Genomic DNA, 20408 nt, shown 5'->3' on the forward strand with positions numbered 1-20408 from the left:
ACCGGCCTACCCCGTCAAGGAATCGAAGTACGCGGCATCCGCTTCCATCGCGGCCCGAATCGCCGCCAGCGCCGGACCCCGGGCGCGGAGTTTGGTGGCGGCATGCGCCTGCCCGTCGAGACGGGCGAGCTCGGCGGCCTTGCGCTGCGCGGCCTCGGCGAGTTCGCCGTCCGCGACCACGGCGTCCAGGAAGCCGGGCGCGACCGCATCGGCGGTCGCGTACACCTCGGCATTGACGACCGCGCGGGTGAAGTGCGCGGGTGTCAGCCGCTGCCGGCAGATCTCGACGGCCGCGTGCGGCATCGTCAGACCGATTGCCGCCTCGTTCGCGGTGATCGTGTACGGCCCGGCCACCCCGATGCGGTAGTCGGCGGACAGCAGCACGAACACCGCCATCGCGATCGTGTGGCCGTTGCACGCGATGACCACCGGCCGCGGGAACGCCAGCAGCCGCGCGGCAAGCTCGAAGCCCGCCAGCAGCATCGCGGACGCATCGGGCCCGCCGCCCTGCAGCACCCCCAGGTCGAACCCGGCCGAGAACACCTTTCCTTGGCCGGTGAGGATCACCACCACACCGTCGGCCTCGGCCTGGTCCAGAGCCGAACCGAGCTCGTCGAGCATCTGCGGCGACAGGACGTTCACCTTGCCGTCGTCCATCGTGATCGTCGCGACGTCGCCCTCGCGGTGGTACGTGACCAGCGTTCCCATGGCGGCTCCCTCGTCGGCTGACCGGCACCCGGCGGCGCATCCGCGCCCCGGGCAGCCTAGGGGCAACTCCCGTGTTTTCGACGGAAGTCACCCGGGCCGACACGCCCGCGGTCCCCTCCCCCTCCCCTCCCGCCTCGGACGGAGCGGTACGCAACCGGCTGCCCGGCCGGCAGCCCGCCTTCGACTGCCGGCCGGGCACAGGGCATCACCGGCCGGGCGCCCTCGCGCACCGGTGGCCTTCGGCAATCACGCGGGCCGCCTGACAGGCGCTAACGACCGGATGAGCTGGTGCGCAGGGCATCCTTCGCCTGGTCGACCATCGCGGCGAACGGGCCGACCGTCCAGGCCGCTGTCGTCGAGCCGGCGGCACCAGGGTGGGCGTGCGTCGGCGCGAACTTCTCCGCGGCACGCAGGCGCGAGCCCATGGTCCGGCGTTCCTCGGGCGTGTAGCCGTCGCGCAGGTTCGGGAACTCCTGGCGCTCCTCCAGTTCCGCGTGGCGCTTGACGAAGGCCTCCAGCGACGCGAACTTCACCGCGAACTCCGCGCTGCTGACGTCCAGATCCTCCAACTCGGCCAGCACCTGCGCAGCCTGCTTCTCCTCGCGGTTGCGGGCATCCGTCTCGGCCGTCCCGGCGACCTTCTTCGCCGCAGGCCGTACGACCATCTCCTCGGCGGCCTCGTGGACCGCGAGCAGGCAGCGCAACTCGTCGAAGGCCCGCCGCTTGGCCGGGCCACCGCTGTCGTAATGCTTCACATCGGCGAACAACTCCTCGATCCGCGCGTGCTGGTCGAGCAGGATTCCGACGACGTCATCGCGATGCAGCCGAGCAGCCTCGGCCCGCGTAGCCTCGGGTCCGGTCATGACCGTTGCCTCCTTCAGATCGGCGCGGGCGGTGTTGCGGACGACCGTCTCGACCGTGGCCGCCATGCCCTTCGCGCGCTGCGAATCTGCGCCGCTACCCGGTCCGCCCGAGATATGCCTCCGGATATGCCTCCCGATATGCCTGCCGGCAACCGCCCCGCGTTCTGCCCGTGCCGGGCCGTTTGTCCGCTGCATCCGGGGACAGCGTCCGGCCATGCGCTTGCTGAAAGCGGCTTCGCCCGCTGAACCGTCCACCCGACCGCGTGCGCACCCGCCCTCCCACGACGGGCTGCGGCCGCGGCTCCGGTCCCGTTTCGGGTCCGGCGCACCGCCTCCGGATCCGTCCTGCCGGGCGCACCGGGTCTCCGCCGCCGACTCCCTGCGCGTGGCCGCCCGGGTGGTCCTGCCGCTCATCGCCCAGGGTCCGATCATCCGGCGGCCGCGTGCCGAGTCCGCGGCAGCACGGGTCGACGCCATGCGGCGGAGCAGCACCCTGCTGAGCCGGTTGCGCGACAAGTACGGTGACGACCCGCTGCTGGTGTCGGTCGGCGGGCGGCAGGTCGTCCTCCCACTCGCGGCCCGGGACGTACGCGAGATCCTCGCCCTGACGCCCGACCCCTACTCCCCCGCAAGCCGCGAAAAGAGCGCGGCGCTCAGGCATTTCGAACCGGACGCGGTGCTGATCACGCCACCCGGGCAGCGCCCGCCGCGCCGGGCTCTCAACGAAGCAGTCCTGGACACGCCGCATTCCGCGCACCACCTTGCGGGTGCCTTCCATAGCGCGGTCCGGGACGAGACCGGGCGGCTGCTCCAGCGTGTCGGTCCGACCGGCATCGTCACCTGGGAGCGGTTCCACCTGATGTTCCACCGCATCGTCCGGCGCATCGTGCTGGGCAGCGGTGCTGCCGACGATGTCGTGCTCACCCGATTGCTGGACAGCCTGCGCGCGGACGGGAACTGGGCGTTCGCGCACCCGCGCCGGTCCGGGGAACGCGGCCTCTTCGCGGACCGGCTGGCCGGGCACCTGCGGCGCGCCGAAGCGGGCAGCCTCGCCGGCTCCCTGGCGGATCTCGACGGCGGCCCGGAAGCCGAGCCGTACGCCCAGGTCCCGCATTGGCTGTTCGCTTTCGACGCGGCAGCCATCGCCGCGTTCGACACGTTGGCGCTGCTGGCGGCGCATGAGTCGGAGACCGAGCGGGCCTGCCGCGAGGTCGAGGCGTACGACCCCGACGACCCGCGGGTGCCGGCCGAGCTCGCTTTCCTGCGCAGTTGCGTCCTCGAAGCGCTGCGCTTGTGGCCGACGACGCTGGTGATCCTCCGCGAACCGCTTCGCCCTACCCCGCTTGCGCCGGTCGGCGCGGCGGTGGCCATCGTGAGCTCGTTCTTCCACCGGGACGCCCAGGCCTTGGACTTCGCCGACCGGTTCACCCCCGAGGCGTGGCCCGACGGGCGTGCGGCTCCGGCTCGCGGGATCGTGCCCTTCAGTGACGGCGCGGCCGCCTGCCCGGGGCGCAATCTCGTGCTCTATACGGTGACCGCTGTTCTCGCGGAGGTCCTGCGCGATTTCCGCGGCATGCGCCTGCTGTCGCCGATGCTCGTCGGCGGCCCCCTCCCGCACACGCTCGACCACACCCAGATCGAGATCGCCTTCGGCCCTGCCAAGTAGTTCCTGGGGGTTGCGGCCACGAGAACGGCGAGCTGTCGCCGTCCCCCTGCCACGCGTAGCGCAGAAGTGCCTGCGGCTTGCCAATACGCCTCGCGATGGTGTTAGTTGGATTTTCCAACTTACTCCGCTGCGGGAGGGTATACGAGCATGAGCGACATCGGTGTGCGCATCGACGGGGTCACCGCACTCGTCACGGGTGCGAATCGCGGGCTGGGGCGGGCCATTGCCTCGGCGTTGCTGGACCGTGGGGCTGCCACTGTCTACGCGGGGGTGCGGGATGCGGCGTCGGTGACCGATTCCCGGCTCATGCCGGTCGAGCTGGACGTCACTGATCCCGCGGCGGTCGCTGCTGCGGCCCTCCGATGCGGGGATACCGCGCTGCTCGTCAACAACGCGGGGATCGCGCGGGGCGGCGGGTTCGCGGCTTCTGCGTCGTCGGCTGCGGCGCGTGCGGAGATGGAGACGAACTACTTCGGGACGCTGGAGATGTCCCGCGCCTTCGCCCCGGTGCTCGCCCGCAACGGGGGCGGGGCGCTGGTCAACGTGCTGTCGGTGCTCTCGTGGATCACGCTGCCGAACGTCGCCTCTTACGCGGCGTCCAAGGCCGCGGCCTGGTCCCTGACGAACGCGCTGCGGCTGGAGCTCGCGGAGCAGCGCACCCTCGTGGTCGGCGTGCACGCGGCGTTCATCGACACCGACATGGCGGCCGGCATCGCGCAGCCGAAGACCTCGCCCGAGGACGTGGCCGCGCAGATCCTCGATGCCGTCGAGAAGGGCCTGCCCAGCGTCTTCGCGGACGCGATCACGCGCGGCACGGCCGCGACGGGCGTCGGACGACTGGGCGTACCCGCCTCATGAGCGCGGCCGAGGCGTTCGCCGCCGAGGTACGGCAGGCGTTCGAGGAGCTCCGGAGTGCACTCGCCGAAGAGGGACTGGGCTTCGAGCGGGTGGCGAAGCTGCGACTGACCATGGTCGGCCACGACGAACTTTCGCTGGCGGTCGTCCTCGCCGAGGTCGCCCGACTCGGGGACGGTACGACGCCTGCCTACACGCTGCGGCGCGTGGCGGGGCTTGCGGAGGCGCATGCGCTCTTCGAGGTGGCCGTCGAGAGGAAGGATGACGCCGTTCGGGAAGCCTACCGTCCGCTTTCCGACCTCGGCGAACGCTGCGGGGAACTCCCTGCCGACATGGCTGCGCATCCCCGGTAGGTTCGGGTCGGCGGCCGTGGGGACTGCCGCTTCGGTCGAGACAGGAACAGGGACGGGGACGGGGGCGCCATGCGCAGATTGGCACCGGGGGACAGCGCGCACGTGGGCGAGTTCGCCCCGTCCGGCGATCTGGTGGTCGGGATGGCCGCGGTCGGCCACGGCGCCGTGCTCCAGGGCGGCTGCCTCGGTCTGCAGGAGGGTTGGCGGTTCGCGGGTGCGCAGTACGCGGTCGGCCCGATGCGCGGTGCCTTCCCCGAAGGCGGCGTACGGTCGCTGTCCAGCCCGATCGGCGAGACTCTGTTCGCCATCGACCCGCGCGCGCTCCCGCCGCATCTGCACCACCTGGTGTTCGTGGTGCACCTGGTCGCGCCCGGACCCGGTTCGGGCCTGCCGGTCGGCGGCGCGCCCGGTCCGCAGATGCCGGCCTCGGTACGCGTCCGCCTTGCATCCGGCGGTGTCGACACCGCGCATCTGGACCTCCCCGCGGGCCAGTTGGCGCCCGGGCGCAGCGGTCTCGTACTGGAGATCAAGCGGCACGGGAACGGCTGGTGGCTGGGCGCGCTTGCGCATGTGTACGCGGGCGGGCTGGCCCAGCTCTCCGGCGAGCTGGGCGTACCGCTGAACCACCTGCCGTTCCCGACCGTGGCCGCGGACCCGACGAACTCGACGGGCGGGGCTGCCGCGTACGTCCAGGCGTACCAGGAGCGCGCGGCGCAGAATCCGACGCCGTCGGCACCGACGCCGTACGCGCCGTTGCATACGCCGTGGGGTGTCCCGCCCGGGCAGGCGGGGCAGCCGGGTCCGCCGCCGCAGTTCCCGGTCGCCCCGGCCGCGCCGGTCGCCCCGGTGCCGCCGTCGCCTGCCGAATACGGGCCGTTCGCCGAGTTGCACGGGTCCACGACGACGTCCATGCGGATCCCCCAACTGCCGCCGCAGCAGCCTCCGTATCCGCCGCAGCAGCCCGCGGTTCCCTACCCCCAGCCCGGCGTCCCGTACCCGCAAACCGGAGGTCCCTTCCCGCAAGGCGGAATCCCGGCACCGCAGGCTGCGCCCTACCCGCCGGCCGCGCCGTACCCGCCTGCTCCGGTCCACTCGCTGCCCCCGTCCCCGCCTCCGGCGCATGGCCCGCAGCACATGGGAGCACCGCCCGCCCCGCCCATGTCCGGCGCCGCGGCGCGGCAGGACGGGCACGGCAACGGGACGATCGCCCTGGCGGCTCCGCCCGGCGCCCGGATGGTGCTCGTGGAGTTCACCCCGACCGACGCCAGGCCCGACTCGACCGCGTCGGTGGACGTCATCGACCACACCGGCCGTTCGGGGAGCGCTGTCCTCGACTCCCACGACGGGACCCGTGCCCTCGGCATCGCGCCGGTCCCTGCCGACGGCCAGTGCCGGTTCCGGGTGCGGTACCGGGGGTCGTGGTCGGTGGCGCTGCTGCCCGTCGGGACGGTCCGCAGTCTCGGACCGGGGCTGCGCTTGCGCGGCCGCGGAAGCGACGTCGTCCGATGGGACGGTGGCGGGTCGGTGGGCATGGCCTACGACGGCGACAGCATGTTCACGGTGGAGACGTTCGACTACTCGGGCCGCTCGCGCGGCATCATCGCGGACGAACTCGACTACTGCCGGCTGCAGATCCCGATGCCGCCGGAGCCCTGCTACCTGCGGATCACGACCGAGGGCCCGTGGACCTTGTCCTACGGCTGACCTTGTCCTACGGCTGACCTGCTCACCCGAGCAGGTCAGCCGCCAGGCAGGTCGCCGCCGTACTGCTTGCCGACCTGCCGACGCACGAGGAGTCGCAGACCCACGGTGCGGCCGACGACTCTTGTCAGCGCCTCGGAAATCTCCGGGAAAACCCAGGCCACTACGGACAGCATGCCCACTCCCTTCCTCATGTTCATCGGAAGGAACGAGCAGCACGGAGGCCGCAGTTCCGCGATGTCCACAATGCGCGAAGGACGGCAGCGCACATTGTCGCGCGAGTCCGCGGGTCAGCGTCAGACGCGGCTGTGCCGACGCGGCGCCAGCAGGCCGGATGCCGCGGCGACCGCCTCGGCCAGCGGGGCCGCCTCGTCCTCGCGGAGTTGGGCGACGGTGATGCGGATGGCCGGCCCGGAGTTCAGCCGGTAGCGCTTGCCGGGGGCGACCAGCCATCCGCGGGCGAGGAGTTCGGCGACCGCGCCGACCTCGTCGCGGACCGGTACCCAGACGTTGATGCCGGACTTCCCGTGCGCGGTCACGCCGCGCGCAGCGAGTGCGTCGACGAGCCATGCGCGGCGCTGGGCGTACGTGCGCCGGGCGACTTCCACCTGGGCCGCGACATCCGGGGATGTCCAGGCGTGCGCGACCGCATGCTGCAGGGCGTGGCTGACCCAGCCGGGGCCGAGGCGCTGGCGTCCGGCGATGCGGCCGATGGTGGTCTCGTCGCCGGACGCGACCGCGCAGCGCAGGTCGGGGCCGTACGCCTTGGCGCTGGACCGCACGTACAGCCAGTGCTCGGAGCCGCCCAGCACCGACGCCAGTTCGGGGCCGGCGATGGCGTTGCCGTGGTCGTCCTCGACGACGAGGACGCCCGGATACCCGGCGAGCACCGAGCGCAGGTCGGCGGCGCGGGCCGCGGAGACTGCGGCGCCGGTCGGGTTCTGCGCGCGTGAGGTGATGACGAGTCCGCGGGCGCCTTCGCGCAGGCCGGCGGCGACCTCGTCGGGGTCGGGGCCGTCGTCGTCGATGCGTACCGGACGGGCCGTCAGGTTGAGGGCGGCGAGCAGGTCCAGGTAGTTCGCCCAGCCGGGGTCCTCGACAAGGACGGTGTCGCCGGGGCGCAGGTGGGCCATGAGCCCGCGTTCGATGGCGTCCAGCGCTCCGGAGGTGGCCACGAGGTGGTCGGCGGGCACGCCGTCCGCGGTGAACACGGCGCGGGCGGCGTCGGCGAGCGGTTCGTACAGCGGCGGGTGGCTGTAGAGGGGACGCCAGGTCGCCGGGTCCGGGAACGCCGGATCGGGCAGCAGCGCGGCGTCGGGTTCGCCTTTGGCAAGGTGCCGGGTGCCGGGCGGAGCGGTCGGGCCGAGGGCGTTGCGCTCGGTGGCAGCGGGCCGCGGGCGGACGCGGGTGCCGGCGCGGCCGTGGGTCTCGACCGTGCCGCGGTCGCGCAGCAGCCGGTACGCGGCGGCGACGGTGTTGGCGTTGACCCCGAGTTCCGCGGCGAGTGTCCGGACCGGGGGCAGCGCATCGCCGGGTGCGAGGTCGCCGCGGCGCAGGTCGCGCTCGACGGAGGCCGCGATGTCGGCGGCGGTGCGGCCGGTCGGTGCCACGGGCGTTCCTCCTGCGGGCGGTCGTTCCTGCGTTCGTGCGTGCTGTTCGTGCGTGCTGTTCGCGCCTGTGGTTCATGCGTGAGTGGACGTCCGACCACGCACGCTACGCCACCACAGGCCCGCGGACCCCGGCCGGGATTCGCCGTTGACAGCACTCCCCGCTCTGCATTTATTGTACTACCGCGAAGACACGATTGAACTAGTACAAAGAAGGTCCCGCCATGACCGTCGCTCCCGAGGCCCCTCCCGTCTACGCCCGCACCGAGGCCACCACGCCCACCCGCGCCCGCGACCGCATGCGCTACGACGCCGATGTGGTCCACGCGATCCTCGACGAGGCGTTCCTTGCGCACATCTCGTTCACCGCCTTCGGGCAGCCGCACATCCTGCCGCTGGCCTTCGGCCGTGACGGCAGCCGCGTGTACGTGCACGTCTCCAGCGGTTCGCACCTCGCCACGGCGGTCCGCAAGGCCGGCGACGAGGGGCTCCCGGTCTCGTTCGCGGTCACGCACGCCGACGCGCTCGTCCTGGCCCGCTCGGCGATGCACCACTCGCTGAACTTCCGCTGCGTCATCGCGCACGGCCCGCTGCGCCGCGTCACCGAGCCGGACGAGCTCGTGCGCGGCTGGTCGGTCCTGCTCGACCACTTGGTGCCGGGGCGCTCCGCGGACACGCGTCCGCCGAACCGCAAGGAGGCGGCGCAGACCGGCCTGTTCGCCCTCGAACTCGTCGAGGTCGCGGCCAAGGTCCGCACCCACGGCCTCTCCGAGGACGAGGCCGACCTCGGCCTCGACCACTGGGCAGGCGTCGTCCCGCTCCGCGTGGTGGCCGGCACTCCCGAGGCGGACGCCGGGGTCTCCCCCGAGCTTCCGGCATACCTGGCCGCGTGGACGGCCGAGCACTCATGACCGGCACCGGCCGCCCCGGCGAATGCCTGACCGCCTAGCCTGTGGAAATGACCGTTTTCCGGGCGGCCGGTCCCGACGACCTCGACGGCATCATGCACCTGTACCGCCAACTCCAGCCCGGGGACCCGGTATTGGACGACGGCTCGGACACGGCGACCTTCGCCGTCATCCTCGGCACCCCGGGGCTGACCCTGTTCGTGCTGGAGGACGAAGACGCGGCGCGACTGGTCGCGACCACCTACCTCAACGTCATCCCGAACCTGTCCCGCTCGGCCCGGCCGTACGCAGTCGTCGAGAACGTCGTGGTCGACGAGGCGCTGCGCGGCACCGGGCTCGGCCGGCGCATCATGGCCGGCACCCTCCAGGCCGCCTGGGACGCAGGCTGCTACAAGGCAATGCTGCTGACCGGTTCGCACGACCCGTCGACCCACGCGTTCTATCGGGCCTGCGGATTCTCTGCGGACGCCAAGACGGCCTACCTCGCCCGTCCCCCGGCGGCCGCCGCGCGCTGACCGGGGCACCGATTGCCGTGTCCCGCACGAAGTCGTCGGCGTACCAAGCCGTGGGGCGGGTCAGCCGGTCGACGGTTGGGGCGGGGCGACCTTGATGCCCTTGCGTACGACGTCCAGCACGCCGGCCGCGGGCGCCTCGGTGTCCTTGTCGAGGGCGGTGACCACCAGGGGGAACACCTGCTTGTTGCGATCCGGGAATGGATTGTCGACCACGATGATCTGCACGGACTTGCTGCGCACGATGCCGTTGCCGTCCGGCTTCTTCATCCGGATCTCCACCATCAGCCACATCGCGCGTTTGCCGTCGACCGTGACGGGTTCGTTCCGGACGGTGCGGATCAGGGTGAAGTCCGGGTTGTCGCTTGCCTCGTCGAGCAGGTCGCGGGCGGCCTTCTCGATGCTGTCCCCGCGGAGCGTGTGGATCGCGACCTCGCCGAGGAAGCAGCCTATGTCCCGCTTGTCGGACGGGCAGGGGTACGCGCCCGTGGTCTGGTGCCCGGGCGCCGTGCCGGAGAGGTCGGACCAGCCCTTGAGGCGCGGCACGCTGATGCCGGTGCGCGGGTCGGTGACCACGCCGTCGACCGCCGTGCCGGAGCCGTCGTCTGCGGCGCGGTCCGCGAGCACGACACCCAGGCCGGCGAGGAGCGCGACCGCGACCACCGAGGCCGCGATGATCCAGGCTCGGCGCCGCGTGGACCGCGGCCGGGGCGGCGGCGCAGGGGCGGCCGGAGGCACCGGAGGCGGGGGCACGTGGAGCGGCATGTGGGGCGCCGTCTGGACCGACACCCCATGCGGAGTCTGATGCGGGGTCGGAGGCGGTGTCGCCTGCGGAGTCTGATGCGGGAACGGCGGTGGGGCCGTGACCGGGCCGGGATCGCCGAGCAGGGCAAGTGCCTCCGCGATACTCGGCCGGTTCTCCGGCTTCTTCATGAGCAGCCCGACGATCAGCCGGGCCAGCGCGGGATCCCCGCGCCGGAGCGGCGGCGGGTCGTGCAGGACGACCGCGGTCAGCGTCCCGGTCGCGGTCTCGCGGCGGAACGGCGAGACGCCCTCCAGCGCTTCGTACAGGGTCACGCCCAGCGAGAACAGGTCGCTCGCGCCGTCGTCCTGGTCCCCGTCGAGCCGCTCAGGTGCCATGTACGCGACGGACCCGACAATGCCGCCGCTGGTCGTGAGCCTGGTGTCGGTCTCGTGGACCGCGATCCCGAAGTCGGCGAGGAGGATCTGCCCCTGGGCGGTCACCATGACGTTGGCGGGCTTGAGGTCGCGGTGGACGACGCCGGTCGCGTGCGCGGCCTGGAGTGCGCCGAGGAGCGCGCGGGCGATTCCGGTGACCCGCGGCGCGGGCAACGGGCCTTCCGAGGCGAGGATTTCGGCCAGTGACCGGCCGACGACCAGGCGCATGACGATCCACGGGACGCCTTCTTCGACCACCACGTCGTGGACGGCGACGATGTGCGGATGGTCGCGGAGCCGGGCCGCATTGCGCGCTTCACGTACCGCACGGGCCACGAGGTCCGCACGGACGGTCGCGGAGTCGGACCCGGGCTCGTCCGCATCGGAGTCGTGCGGCAGCCCGACTTCCTTGACCGCGACCTCGACGCCCAACACGGAGTCGTACGCCCGCCACACGCGCCCGAAGCCGCCGGCTCCGAGCGGGGCGACGAGGCCGTAGCGCCCGCCGATGACCCGCTGCGGCTGTGCCGGTCCCTGTTCCTGCGTGCGGTGACCTGGTTCTTGCGTGTGGCGCCCTGCCGACAAATCCCTCAGCCCCCGTGGCTGGCCGTTCTTCCGGGCGTCTCCCGGCACCGACCGGATTCAGAGCGTACGGACCCGCCCGGCCGGGATCAACGTGACCTGGCCCCGGCCGCGTTGCCGGGCTACGTTGCGGCCCCGGACGGGCGGACTCAGGCGTTGCGCGGGCGGTCGGCGCGGGGCGCCGCCGGATCCCCGGCCTTGGCCTGTTCGGCGTGCGCGAGCATGCGCTTGAGCAGGGCGTCCAGGACGTCGCGGTCGTCGGGGCCGAGCGGTGCGACGAGGTCGGTCTCGGCGGCGCTCATCAGGTGCATCGCGGATTCCCACCGGGTGCGGCCGAGGTCGGTCATCTCGACGTCGACGCGGCGGCGGTCCTCGGTGCTGCGGATGCGCCGGATCAGGCCGGCCTCCTCCAGCGTGTCGAGGCGGCCGGTCATGCCTGCCGGGGAGACGAGGAGTTCGGCGGCGAGTTCGGACGGGGTGGCGCGTCCGGTGCCGGCTGCCCGGCCCGGCGGGCGGCGCGCGGCGAGGCGGTGGAGGGTCTCGAACTCGAAGTCCTGCAGACCGACTTCGGCAAGCGAGTGACGCTTGGCCTGGGCGACGTGCTTCACCAGGAACTGCATGCGCGTGACGATGCCCTCGACCCGCTCGTCGAACGGCGCCCGGCCGCGCCAGCGTGCGATGTGGCGGTCGACGGAGTCCTCGGCGGGGTCGGCGCCGGGTCCGGTGGCGGGTCCGGTGACGCGTGACGCCTGACCGGACGCATCGGACGCATCGGACGCCGACGCGTCGGCCCCGTCGCCCGCGCCGGGACCCGTCGGGCCGGGCGCGGTGCGGCCTTTGCGCGCAGGGGCGTTCCCCGCAGGGGTAACGCGCTGCGGGGACTTCTGCTGCCGGGGTGCCATGTCCCGCATTATGCTACGCCAGCGAGTATTTCGTTGACGAATGATTCGCCAGCGAAATACATTGCCCGGCATGATGCCTCCGGTGCACCGCCTCCTGATCGGTCGCACGGTCGCCGCCCTCGCGACCGCACTGATCCCGACCACGCTGATCCTCGCCGTCCTGCGCACCGGCACCCCGACCGACCTCGGGATCGTCCTGGCCTGCGAGTTGGTGCCGATGCTGATGCTGCTCCCGGTGGCCGGCGTGGCCGCGGACCGCTTCCGAGCCGGGCGCGTCGTCCTGGCTGCGGACCTCGTACGGGCCGCCGCGCAGTTCGGCATCGGCGCCGAACTGCTCGCCGGCAGCGGGCGTATCCCCCTGCTGGCCGGGCTGGCCGCGGTGACCGGCGCGGCGATCGCGTTCGGGATGCCGGCGGTACGCACCCTGGTCGCGGGCTGCGTCGCCGAACCGGACCGGCTGCGGACGAACGCCCGGCTGAACGTCGCGCAGGGCCTCGCCCAGATCACCGGCCCGGCCGCGGCAGGCGGGCTGATGCTGGCCATCGGGCCGGGGTGGTCCTCGATGCTGACGGGGCTTCTGTTCATGGGCTCGGCTGCGACGTTGGGGAGCCTGCAGCCCCGGCGGCGGGCGACCTCCGAAGCGGGCCCGACGGAGGTTAGGGGGGCGAAGGGGTCGAGGAAGGCGATGGACGGCACGGCGGCGGCAGGTGCGGCGGACGCGGCCGAGTCGGCGGACGTCGCAGGCACCGCGGGCACCGCGGAACCTGCGGATACTGCGGACAACGGCGCAGACACCGCCAAGCGTCGGCATTGGCGGGCCGACCTCCGCGACGGATGGGCCGAAGCCCGCCGGCACCCGTGGTTCCTCACCAACGTCGCGGGCCACGGGGTGTGGCACCTGGCCGCGGGCTTCCTGCTGACGCTCGGCCCGGCGATCGCGGTCGACCACCTCGGCGGGGAGACCGCGTGGGTGGTCATCGCCCAGCTGGGTGCGGTGGGAATGGTGGCCGGCGCCTTCGCGGCGGCCCGCCTGCCGATCCGCCGGCCGGCGGTCGCGGTGGCCGTGGGTGCATCGGCTTACGCGATCCCGCTGGTCGCGTTCGCGGTGCATGCGCCGGTGGCGGTGGTGACCGCGGCGTACTTCGCGGCGATGTTCGGGCTGGGAGTGCTGAGTCCGCTGTGGGAGACCATGATGCAGAACCGCATCCCGGCGGAGGCTCTGGGCCGGGTGGGGTCGTTCGATGCGCTGATCTCGTTCGCGGCCCGGCCGGTCGGCCTCGCGGTGGCCGCGCCCGTGGCGGCGGTGATCGGCACCAGCGCGCCGCTCCTGATCGCCGCGGCACTCGTGGCCGCGGCGAACCTCGCGATCCTGCTGCTGCCCGATGCGCTCACCGCACCGATCGGGACAGCGGAGGAGTACCCGTCGACCGACACGGCGGAGGCAACCGAGGCGACCGAGGCAATCGACGAACCGCATGCCGCCGACGCGAACGACGCGGCCGAGGCCGACGGCGGCCTCGGCTCCGTCACACCGCCGCAGGCAGCGTCACGGTGACCACCAGCCCGCCCGACTCCCGGGGTTCGGCCCGGACGTCGCCGCCGTGCGCCCGGGCCACCGCCCGCACGATCGACAACCCGAGCCCCGCGCCCGGGGCCGCGGAGAGCCGGTCCGCACCGAGCCTGCGGAACGGTTCGAACAGCGTGGGGATGTCGTACGGAGCCACCACCGGCCCGGTGTTGCTCACCTCCAGGACGACCGTTCCGGGTACGTCGCCCGGTCCGCAGGCCACCCGGACCCAGCCGCCGTTCGGCGTGTTGTGGCGGACACCGTTCTCGACCAGGTTCTGCACGAGGCGTTCGAGCAGCACCGGGTTTCCGGTGGTGGGTGCCTCGTCGGCAGCCGTCACCACCTTGACCTCGGCAGCGCTCTCGCTGTCGGCGGCATCCGCGAGGTCGGCCACATGTTCGACGACGTCGGCGAGGTCGACGTACGCCTGTTCCAGCACCTCGGCCTCCGAGCGGGCCAGCAGCAGGAGTCCGTCGATCAGGCGTTCGTGCCTGGCATTGATGTCGAGCAGCGTGGTGCCGAGCTGCCGGACCTCGACGGATGCCTCTGCCCCGCGTACCGCGACCTCGAGGAGCGCCTTGTTGAGCGAGAGCGGTGTCCGCAGCTCGTGCGACGCGTTGGCGATGAACCGCCGCTGGCCGTCGAACGCGTGGTCGAGCCGGGCCAGCATGACGTCGAACGTGTCGGCGAGCACCTTCACTTCGTCCGCGGGCCCGGGCAGGGCGATGCGCTCGTGCAGGCCGCGGTCCGCGGCCGGGGCGTCCGCGATCCGGCGCGCGGTCTCGGTGACGCGGTGCAGCGGTTGCAGGACCCGTCCGGCGATCAGCCAGCCGAGCGCTCCGGAGATCGCGCCGACGACGCCCAGGGCGATGGCGCCTTGGGTGAGCAAGGAGCCCATGACGTCGTTCTGGGCCTGCTCGGCGTAGTGCTGGTTGGTCACCGCACCCGGCGGTGCGCCTCCGGGCGGATCGTCGCGCGGGCGGTCGCCTTCGTTCAGGGTGACGGCTTCGGGCGGCAGCGGGCGGCCGTCCGGGGCGACGCCGGAGATCATCTTGCTGTCGCCGGGCGGGCTGTCGAACTGCTGGGAGACCAGGACGTACGTCAGGCCCAGCAGCAGGACGCCGGCCAGCATGAACAGGCCGCCGTACACGAGTGTGAGGCGGGCCCGGAGGCTGAGGGGCCGACGCCTGCGGGCCGGCGCGGAGGCGGCGGCCGCGGCGACCGCGGAAGGGATGGCGGTGGCACTGGCGGTGGGCGTAGGCGTGGGAGCGGCGGTCACGGTATCCGGTACCCCACTCCCGGCTCGGTGTGCACGACCGCCGGTTCGCCCAGCTTGCGGCGCAGTTTGAGGATGGCGATGCGGACCGCATTGGTGAAGGGGTCGGCGTTCTCGTCCCAGGCCTTCTCCAGCAGGTGCTCGGCGGAGACGGCCGCGCCGTCCGCGCGGAGCAGTTCGGCGAGGACCGCGAACTCCTTGCGGGAGAGCGGGACGTAGCGGCCGTCGCGGTAGACCTCGCGGCGGTGCGGGTCGAGCCGGATCCCGGCACGCTGGAGCACCGGCGGGGCGCTGGGCCCGCCGCGGCGGCCGAGCGCGACCACGCGGGCGGCCAGCTCCGGGAACGCGAACGGCTTGGGCAGGTAGTCGTCCGCGCCCAGCGCGAAGCCGGCCACCCGGTCGTCGATCTCGCCCGCGGCGGTCAGCATGAGCACGCGGGCCGGTGCACCCTCGGCGGTGAGCCGCCGGCAGACCTCGTCGCCGTGCACGACCGGCAGGTCGCGGTCCAGCACCACCACGTCGTAGTCGTTGACGCCGACCCGCTCGAGTGCGGCCGCCCCGTCATGGACGACGTCGACCGCATGCGCGTCGCCGCGCAGCCACTTGGCCACGGCATCGGCCAGCAGCACTTCGTCCTCCACCACCAGAATGCGCATCCGCACATCGTGGCCTGCGGGGGTGTTTCCCGGGCGTTAACGCTTTCGGAAACGGCCGGGATATGCGGCCTCGGCTCGAATGCGGGGCAGCGGCCGGCAGGTGTCCGGCCCGGAGGAGGACGACGGCTGCCATGCAGAACCGACCCCGCAACGAGATCCGGCACCAGCGCCGGAATCACCACCAGTTCCAGGACCGGATGCAGAACCCGACGTACGCCCCGGCCTGTGCCGGCGGCGACACCCCCGCGAGGCCGCGCACCCGGCGCCCGCGGTCCGGCGCTGCGGCGACCGCCGCCGCGGCCGCCGCGTTCGTCCTGGCGCTCGCCCTTGCCGGGTGCAGTTCCTCGGACGGCGACGGTTCCAGGGTCGCCAGCGCCGCAACCCCAAGCGCATCCTCCCCCGGCGGCAGCGCGAGCCCCTCGGGCTCGTCCGGCAGCGGGGATTCGGAGGAGCAGAAGATGCTCCGGCATTCGCAGTGCATGCGGGAGAACGGCGTCCCCGACTTCCCCGACCCGGTGATGGACGGCAAGGGCGGCGCCGGGATCTCCCTGCCCGAAGGAACCGACATCAACGCCGTGAAGAAGGCCGAGGCGGCCTGCAAGAAGTTCGCCCCGGGCGGCGGCGAGAACAAGCCGATCAACCCGGAGGCCGCGAAGCGCAACCGGGAGATTTCCAAGTGCATGCGGGAGAACGGCGTCCCCAACTTCCCCGACCCCTCGGCGGACGGGACGCTGCAGATCGAGGCCACCCCGGGGTCCGGCATGGAGCCGGGCAATGCGGCCTTCGAGGAAGCGTCGAAGAAGTGCAACATGCTGGGTCAGGGCGGCGGTTCGACGAACCAGGTGAAGCCGTGACGCGTACGGGACGGGTCGTCGGCGCCGCGGCCGCGGTCGTCGCGGTGGCCGCGGGAGCGGCGGCCGGGCTCGGTTTCGCCCCCGAGTTCGGCGGCAACGGCGAGGACGGGAAGCCGGCGCGCGGCAACCTGCCGCCGGCGACCGCGACCGTCGGCAAGCAGACCCTGGTCGACACCACGACCAAGACGGGATCGCTGAGCCACGGCGACAGCACCACGGTGAACGGCAAGCTGACCGGCACGGTCACGGGCCTGGCGGCGGTCGGCAGCATCGTCGCGCCCGGGAAGGCGTTGTACGACGTCGACGCGAAGCCGGTCGTCCTGCTGCAAGGGGCGTTGCCCGCGTACCGGGCCCTGGCCCCGGACACCGAGGGCGCGGACGTCAAGCAGTTTGAACAGAACCTGTGGGCGCTGGGCTACCGGGGCTTCACGGTCGACACGAAGTACACCGACGCCACGGCGACCGCGGTGAAGAAGTGGCAGAAGGCGCTCGGTCTGGAGAAGACCGGGACCGTCGAACTCGGGCGGATCGTGTACGCGTCCGGGCCGGTCCGCGTCGATGCGCACAAGACTGTGGTCGGCGACGCGGCGCAGCCCGGGCAGGCGGTTCTCACGTACACGGGCGATGCGCGGGTGGTGACCGTCGACCTGGACGTGGCCGACCAGCGGCTCGCCGTCGAGGGCGCGGCGGTGACCGTCAAGCTGCCGGACGGGCGGCCGGTGCCCGGGAAGGTCACCGGGGTGAAGACGGTCGTCGACCCCGGTACCGGGAAGGGCGGGGGCGGTACGGACGACCCGAAGACAAAGGTGCGCGCCACGGTGGCGCTGGACGAGCCCGCCAACCTCACCGGCCTTGACCAGGCGTCGGTGGGCGTCGCCTTCACCGCGGGCAAGCGCGAGGGGGTGCTGACCGTGCCGATCGGCGCGCTGCTGGCGCTGTCCGAGGGCGGGTACGGCGTGCAGGTCGTCGAGAACGGCGCGTCACGGGTCGTGGCGGTGGAGGTGGGGATGTTCGCCGACGGGCGGGTCGAGGTCAGCGGCGGCGGGCTGGCCGAAGGGACGACCGTGGGGATGCCGACGTGAGCCTGTCCGCTTCCGCCTCCTATCCGGATCCGGCTCGCGACCGGCCGGGCGACCCGGCCGGAGTCGCCGACCTGGCCGGCGGCATCGGAGCCGTCGAAGGCGGGGTCACCGAAAACGGCGCCGCCGGAGTCGGAGCCGCCGGAGTCGGCGTCACCGAAGTCGGACTCGCCCAAGTCGGGCTCGCCGAGGCCGGCCCGACTGCCCGGTCCACCGCCCTCGTCGAGCTCGACCGGGTGAGCAAGACGTACGCCGGGAGCGTGGCCGCCGTCCGCGAGGTCTCGCTGACCATCGGGTTCGGCGAACTCGTCGCCATCGCCGGGCCGTCCGGCTCGGGCAAGTCGACGATGCTGAACCTGATCGGCACCTTGGACCGCCCGTCGTCGGGCACGGTCCGCATCGACGGGCACGACGTCGCCGCGCTGTCCGACCGGAAGCTGTCCGCGCTGCGGGCGCAGCTGATCGGGTTCGTGTTCCAGCAGTTTCATCTCGCGCCCGGGCAGGCCGCGGTCGACAACGTCGCCGACGGGCTCCTGTACTCGGGCGTCTCGCTGCGCGAGCGCCGGCGGCGGGCGAAGGAGGCGCTGCTGCGGGTCGGGCTGTCCGGTCGGTTGACCCATCTGCCGCACGAAATGTCGGGCGGCGAACGGCAGCGGGTGGCGATCGCCCGCGCGGTCGTCGGCGAGCCCGCGCTGCTGCTGGCGGACGAGCCGACCGGCAACCTCGACTCGGCGTCGGGTGCGGGCGTCATGGAGTTGCTGCACGAACTGCACGCTTCCGGCACCACGGTGCTGGTGATCACGCACGACCGGGAAATCGCCGCGGCCCTGCCGCGCCGTATCTCGATGCGGGACGGGGAGGTGGTCTAGGTGGCGATGGTGCTCTCGCCTGCGCGTCTGCGGGTCCGGGACGTGCTGCGGGTCGGCGGGTCGGGGTTGCGGACACGCCGCATGCGGGTGTTCCTGTCCGCGCTGGGCATCGCGATCGGCATCGCGGCGATGACCGCGGTGGCCGGGATCTCGACCTCCAGCCGGGCGGAACTCGACCGCGAGCTGGACCGGTTCGGGACGAACCTGCTGACCGTGGCACCGGGCAACAAGCTCACCGGCGGTGCCGCGTCGCTGCCGCCGGAGGCCGTCCCGATGATCGCCCGCATCGGCCCGGTCGAGACGGTCGCCGCGACGGGGCAGTTGTCCGGCGCGAAGGTCTACCGGAACGACCGCATCCCGGCCGCCCAGACCAACGCGATCTCGGTCCTCGCGGTCCACCTGAACCTGCCCGCGACGCTGGGCGCGGACCTCGCCGACGGCACCTGGCTCAACGCCGCCACCGCGAAGTTCCCGGCCGTCGTCCTGGGTTCGGAGACCGCGCAGCGCCTCGGCATCGGGGCCGCGGCGCCGGACGTCCAGGTCCTGCTCGGCGGCGAACTGTTCACCGTCGTGGGGGTGCTTCAGCCGGTGGCCCTGGCCCCGGAGGTCGACTCGGCCGCGCTCATCGGCTGGCCGGTCGCCCAGTCGCTCCTCGCGTTCGACGGGCACCCGACGACCGTGTACTCCAGGTCCGTCGAGTCGCAGGTCGAGGCGGTGCGCGACGTCCTGGCCGCGACGGCCAATCCGGCCAACCCCAACGAGGTGAAGGTCTCGCGCCCGTCCGATGTCCTGGCCGCGAAGCACGCCACGAACGAGGCCTTCACCGGTCTCCTCCTGGGCCTGGGCGCGGTGGCACTCCTGGTCGGCGGGGTCGGCGTGGCCAACACCATGGTCATCTCGGTCCTGGAGCGCCGGGCGGAGATCGGCCTGCGCAGGTCGCTGGGCGCCACCCGCGGCCAGATCCGCACCCAGTTCCTGACCGAGTCCCTGCTCCTTTCCGCCCTGGGCGGCATCGGCGGCGTCTTCCTGGGGACCGCGGTCACGACGGGCTACGCCGCCACGCAAGGCTGGCCCGCGGTGGTCCCGTTGTGGGCGACGGCCGGCGGGGTCGCGGCCACGCTCGTCATCGGCGCGATCGCCGGCCTGTACCCGGCCATACGCGCGTCCCGGCTGCCACCGACGGAGGCACTGGCCGCGACGTAGGTACGCAGTGGAGGTGCGGCGAATACGTCGCGGAGGTGGGGCGCCGGCCCAACGGGGGGGCCGCCCCCAACTGCGGCCCCCCAAGGCGCCGAGGGGCGGCGTAGCGGCATCCGGCAGGTCCCCACCCGCACGACTCCGACCCCGCTGAAGAGACCGCCACGCCCAACCGGATAATCGGTTCCCCTGTCCGGCGGCCCTGCCGCCCAGGCAGCGCCCGAACGCAGGCCGCCCCTATCCACCCCCGCATCCCGCCCCCGCAGGAGGCCCGCATGAACGCCCCCGCGCCGTCCGCCCGGCTTCTCGCGGCCTTGGCCTGCACCGTTCTCCTCGGCGCTGTCGCCGCGTGCAGCGGGGACGACTCCCCCGCGGCCGCCCCGGCAGCCTCGACGCCGGAGGCCGCCCTGCCCACGGCGCCCGCCTCCCCTGCCCCGGCGACCTCGCCGGCAGTCGCACCCACCGCGGCCCGTACCCCGTCCGCCTCCGCGGGCACCCCGTCGCCCGCGTCCACGTGGTCCGAGATGGCGCCGAACCACGGGGACTGGCGCGACCGGCCCCGCGCGGGCACGGCCCCGGACAACGAGAGCGTGAAGCAGCACTTCGAGGAGTACATCGGCGACATGGAAAACACGTATGGCTCAGGCCGTGGCGCCAAGTGCTGGCCCGAACGGCCCACCATGTGGACCGACAAGTGCGCCCTCGGCGCCGCAAAGGCCACCGAGGCGGTCAACGCCACACTGGGCCTCATCAAGCACGAGCCCGCCAACACCTACCCGACCCTGCGGGCCAACGCCGCCCTTGTCCTCAAGGCCGCTTCGGCTTATCGCGCCAACAACTGCGCATCCGACCCGAAGGACCCGAAGACCCGCGCGACCTGCCAGCAGAACGCCCACACCATCGCCCTCGCGTACGGCTACCTCCGCGACGGCGTCAACGCCGGCCTCGAAGGCCGCTGAAGCAAGCGAGCATCCGGATCGTGCAGCGGGCGGCCCACGTAGGCGAGTGTCGAGGTCGCGGCGCCGACGGCGCCGACGCGGCCGGATGCTGATTGCTCCGCATCCCTTCGCGTGG

General features: G+C 73.0%; 20 protein-coding genes. 12 read left to right on the top strand and 8 right to left on the bottom strand.

Going from position 1 to position 20408, the window contains the following annotated elements; translation table 11 throughout:
- Positions 1-6: 6 nt before the first annotated feature.
- Together LZ495_RS39405 and LZ495_RS39410 are read right to left on the bottom strand one after the other, a co-directional pair.
- A complete protein-coding gene (locus LZ495_RS39405) occupies positions 7-708 on the bottom strand; it encodes a crotonase/enoyl-CoA hydratase family protein (RefSeq protein ID WP_235058029.1) in 702 nt (233 codons plus the stop codon).
- A 269-nt stretch (positions 709-977) separates the two neighbouring features.
- Positions 978-1637, bottom strand: coding sequence for a hemerythrin domain-containing protein (locus LZ495_RS39410; protein ID WP_235058030.1), 660 nt, complete (start codon positions 1635-1637; stop codon positions 978-980).
- 319 nt (positions 1638-1956) lie between these two features.
- On the opposite strand from LZ495_RS39410, the gene LZ495_RS45150 reads away from it, so the two are divergent.
- The 4 genes from LZ495_RS45150 to LZ495_RS39430 all read left to right on the top strand — a co-directional run bounded on the left by LZ495_RS45150 (position 1957) and on the right by LZ495_RS39430 (position 6149).
- Positions 1957-3237, top strand: a complete 1281-nt coding sequence (locus LZ495_RS45150) for a cytochrome P450 (RefSeq protein WP_235058031.1) — start codon at positions 1957-1959, stop codon at positions 3235-3237.
- 147 nt (positions 3238-3384) lie between these two features.
- On the top strand, positions 3385-4095 hold the full coding sequence (locus LZ495_RS39420) for an SDR family oxidoreductase (RefSeq protein WP_235058032.1): 711 nt from the start codon (positions 3385-3387) through the stop codon (positions 4093-4095).
- On the top strand, positions 4092-4445 hold the full coding sequence (locus LZ495_RS39425) for a RidA family protein (protein ID WP_235058033.1): 354 nt from the start codon (positions 4092-4094) through the stop codon (positions 4443-4445). The genes LZ495_RS39420 and LZ495_RS39425 overlap by 4 nt, the downstream gene beginning before the upstream one ends.
- A gap of 69 nt (positions 4446-4514) precedes the next feature.
- Entirely contained in the window at positions 4515-6149 is a 1635-nt protein-coding gene (locus LZ495_RS39430; protein ID WP_235058034.1) for a TerD family protein, read from the top strand.
- 35 nt (positions 6150-6184) lie between these two features.
- On the opposite strand, the gene LZ495_RS39435 is transcribed toward LZ495_RS39430, so the two are convergent.
- A complete protein-coding gene (locus tag LZ495_RS39435) occupies positions 6185-6322 on the bottom strand; it encodes a hypothetical protein (protein WP_235058035.1) in 138 nt (45 codons plus the stop codon).
- A 120-nt stretch (positions 6323-6442) separates the two neighbouring features.
- Positions 6443-7756, bottom strand: a complete 1314-nt coding sequence (locus LZ495_RS39440; RefSeq protein ID WP_235058036.1) for an aminotransferase class I/II-fold pyridoxal phosphate-dependent enzyme — start codon at positions 7754-7756, stop codon at positions 6443-6445.
- Positions 7757-7977: 221 nt separating this feature from the next.
- Between LZ495_RS39440 and LZ495_RS39445 the strand changes: the two genes are divergently transcribed.
- The gene (locus tag LZ495_RS39445; RefSeq protein ID WP_235058037.1) at positions 7978-8664 is read left to right on the top strand and encodes a pyridoxamine 5'-phosphate oxidase family protein; all 687 of its coding nucleotides are present in this window, start codon (positions 7978-7980) and stop codon (positions 8662-8664) included.
- 47 nt (positions 8665-8711) lie between these two features.
- Positions 8712-9176, top strand: a complete 465-nt coding sequence (locus LZ495_RS39450) for a GNAT family N-acetyltransferase (protein WP_235058038.1) — start codon at positions 8712-8714, stop codon at positions 9174-9176.
- 60 nt (positions 9177-9236) lie between these two features.
- On the opposite strand, the gene LZ495_RS39455 is transcribed toward LZ495_RS39450, so the two are convergent.
- Positions 9237-10985, bottom strand: a complete 1749-nt coding sequence (locus LZ495_RS39455; RefSeq protein ID WP_308268797.1) for a serine/threonine-protein kinase — start codon at positions 10983-10985, stop codon at positions 9237-9239.
- 98 nt (positions 10986-11083) lie between these two features.
- Positions 11084-11836, bottom strand: a complete 753-nt coding sequence (locus LZ495_RS39460) for a MarR family winged helix-turn-helix transcriptional regulator (protein ID WP_235058040.1) — start codon at positions 11834-11836, stop codon at positions 11084-11086.
- 70 nt (positions 11837-11906) lie between these two features.
- Between LZ495_RS39460 and LZ495_RS39465 the strand changes: the two genes are divergently transcribed.
- Complete coding sequence (locus tag LZ495_RS39465) at positions 11907-13391, top strand: MFS transporter (RefSeq protein WP_235058041.1); 1485 nt, start codon at positions 11907-11909, stop codon at positions 13389-13391.
- Here the strand turns inward: LZ495_RS39465 and LZ495_RS39470 are convergent.
- Both LZ495_RS39470 and LZ495_RS39475 read right to left on the bottom strand, forming a co-directional pair.
- Entirely contained in the window at positions 13363-14682 is a 1320-nt protein-coding gene (locus LZ495_RS39470) for a sensor histidine kinase (protein ID WP_308268800.1), read from the bottom strand. The genes LZ495_RS39465 and LZ495_RS39470 overlap by 29 nt on opposite strands.
- Positions 14679-15335, bottom strand: coding sequence for a response regulator transcription factor (locus tag LZ495_RS39475; RefSeq protein WP_235058042.1), 657 nt, complete (start codon positions 15333-15335; stop codon positions 14679-14681). Before LZ495_RS39475 ends, LZ495_RS39470 begins: the two co-directional genes overlap by 4 nt.
- A 131-nt stretch (positions 15336-15466) precedes the next feature.
- On the opposite strand from LZ495_RS39475, the gene LZ495_RS39480 reads away from it, so the two are divergent.
- The 5 genes from LZ495_RS39480 to LZ495_RS39500 all read left to right on the top strand — a co-directional run bounded on the left by LZ495_RS39480 (position 15467) and on the right by LZ495_RS39500 (position 20293).
- The gene (locus LZ495_RS39480; protein WP_235058043.1) at positions 15467-16189 is read left to right on the top strand and encodes a hypothetical protein; all 723 of its coding nucleotides are present in this window, start codon (positions 15467-15469) and stop codon (positions 16187-16189) included.
- Positions 16186-17271: a peptidoglycan-binding protein gene (locus LZ495_RS39485; RefSeq protein ID WP_235058044.1), complete on the top strand. Its 1086-nt coding sequence runs from the start codon at positions 16186-16188 to the stop codon at positions 17269-17271. Before LZ495_RS39480 ends, LZ495_RS39485 begins: the two co-directional genes overlap by 4 nt.
- A gap of 233 nt (positions 17272-17504) precedes the next feature.
- A complete protein-coding gene (locus LZ495_RS39490; RefSeq protein ID WP_235058064.1) occupies positions 17505-18137 on the top strand; it encodes an ABC transporter ATP-binding protein in 633 nt (210 codons plus the stop codon).
- A 6-nt stretch (positions 18138-18143) separates the two neighbouring features.
- Complete coding sequence (locus LZ495_RS39495) at positions 18144-19340, top strand: ABC transporter permease (protein ID WP_235058065.1); 1197 nt, start codon at positions 18144-18146, stop codon at positions 19338-19340.
- 269 nt (positions 19341-19609) lie between these two features.
- Positions 19610-20293: a hypothetical protein gene (locus LZ495_RS39500; RefSeq protein ID WP_235058045.1), complete on the top strand. Its 684-nt coding sequence runs from the start codon at positions 19610-19612 to the stop codon at positions 20291-20293.
- Positions 20294-20408: the final 115 nt, after the last annotated feature.

This window comes from Yinghuangia soli, assembly GCF_021502675.1.
GTDB lineage: Bacteria > Actinomycetota > Actinomycetes > Streptomycetales > Streptomycetaceae > Yinghuangia > Yinghuangia soli.

What these genes read in the sequence shown, in the direction of transcription:
- LZ495_RS39430 (WP_235058034.1), top strand. Translation starts at nt 4,515, where the DNA reads ATGCGCAGATTGGCACCGGGGGACAGCGCGCACGTGGGCGAGTTCGCC.
- LZ495_RS39495 (WP_235058065.1), top strand. Translation starts at nt 18,144, where the DNA reads ATGGTGCTCTCGCCTGCGCGTCTGCGGGTCCGGGACGTGCTGCGGGTC.
- LZ495_RS39425 (WP_235058033.1), top strand. Translation starts at nt 4,092, where the DNA reads ATGAGCGCGGCCGAGGCGTTCGCCGCCGAGGTACGGCAGGCGTTCGAG.
- LZ495_RS39465 (WP_235058041.1), top strand. Translation starts at nt 11,907, where the DNA reads ATGATGCCTCCGGTGCACCGCCTCCTGATCGGTCGCACGGTCGCCGCC.
- LZ495_RS39420 (WP_235058032.1), top strand. Translation starts at nt 3,385, where the DNA reads ATGAGCGACATCGGTGTGCGCATCGACGGGGTCACCGCACTCGTCACG.
- LZ495_RS39480 (WP_235058043.1), top strand. Translation starts at nt 15,467, where the DNA reads ATGCAGAACCGACCCCGCAACGAGATCCGGCACCAGCGCCGGAATCAC.
- LZ495_RS39500 (WP_235058045.1), top strand. Translation starts at nt 19,610, where the DNA reads ATGAACGCCCCCGCGCCGTCCGCCCGGCTTCTCGCGGCCTTGGCCTGC.
- LZ495_RS39450 (WP_235058038.1), top strand. Translation starts at nt 8,712, where the DNA reads ATGACCGTTTTCCGGGCGGCCGGTCCCGACGACCTCGACGGCATCATG.
- LZ495_RS39445 (WP_235058037.1), top strand. Translation starts at nt 7,978, where the DNA reads ATGACCGTCGCTCCCGAGGCCCCTCCCGTCTACGCCCGCACCGAGGCC.
- LZ495_RS39460 (WP_235058040.1), bottom strand. Translation starts at nt 11,836, where the DNA reads ATGGCACCCCGGCAGCAGAAGTCCCCGCAGCGCGTTACCCCTGCGGGG.
- LZ495_RS39410 (WP_235058030.1), bottom strand. Translation starts at nt 1,637, where the DNA reads ATGGCGGCCACGGTCGAGACGGTCGTCCGCAACACCGCCCGCGCCGAT.
- LZ495_RS39475 (WP_235058042.1), bottom strand. Translation starts at nt 15,335, where the DNA reads ATGCGCATTCTGGTGGTGGAGGACGAAGTGCTGCTGGCCGATGCCGTG.
- LZ495_RS39405 (WP_235058029.1), bottom strand. Translation starts at nt 708, where the DNA reads ATGGGAACGCTGGTCACGTACCACCGCGAGGGCGACGTCGCGACGATC.
- LZ495_RS39435 (WP_235058035.1), bottom strand. Translation starts at nt 6,322, where the DNA reads ATGCTGTCCGTAGTGGCCTGGGTTTTCCCGGAGATTTCCGAGGCGCTG.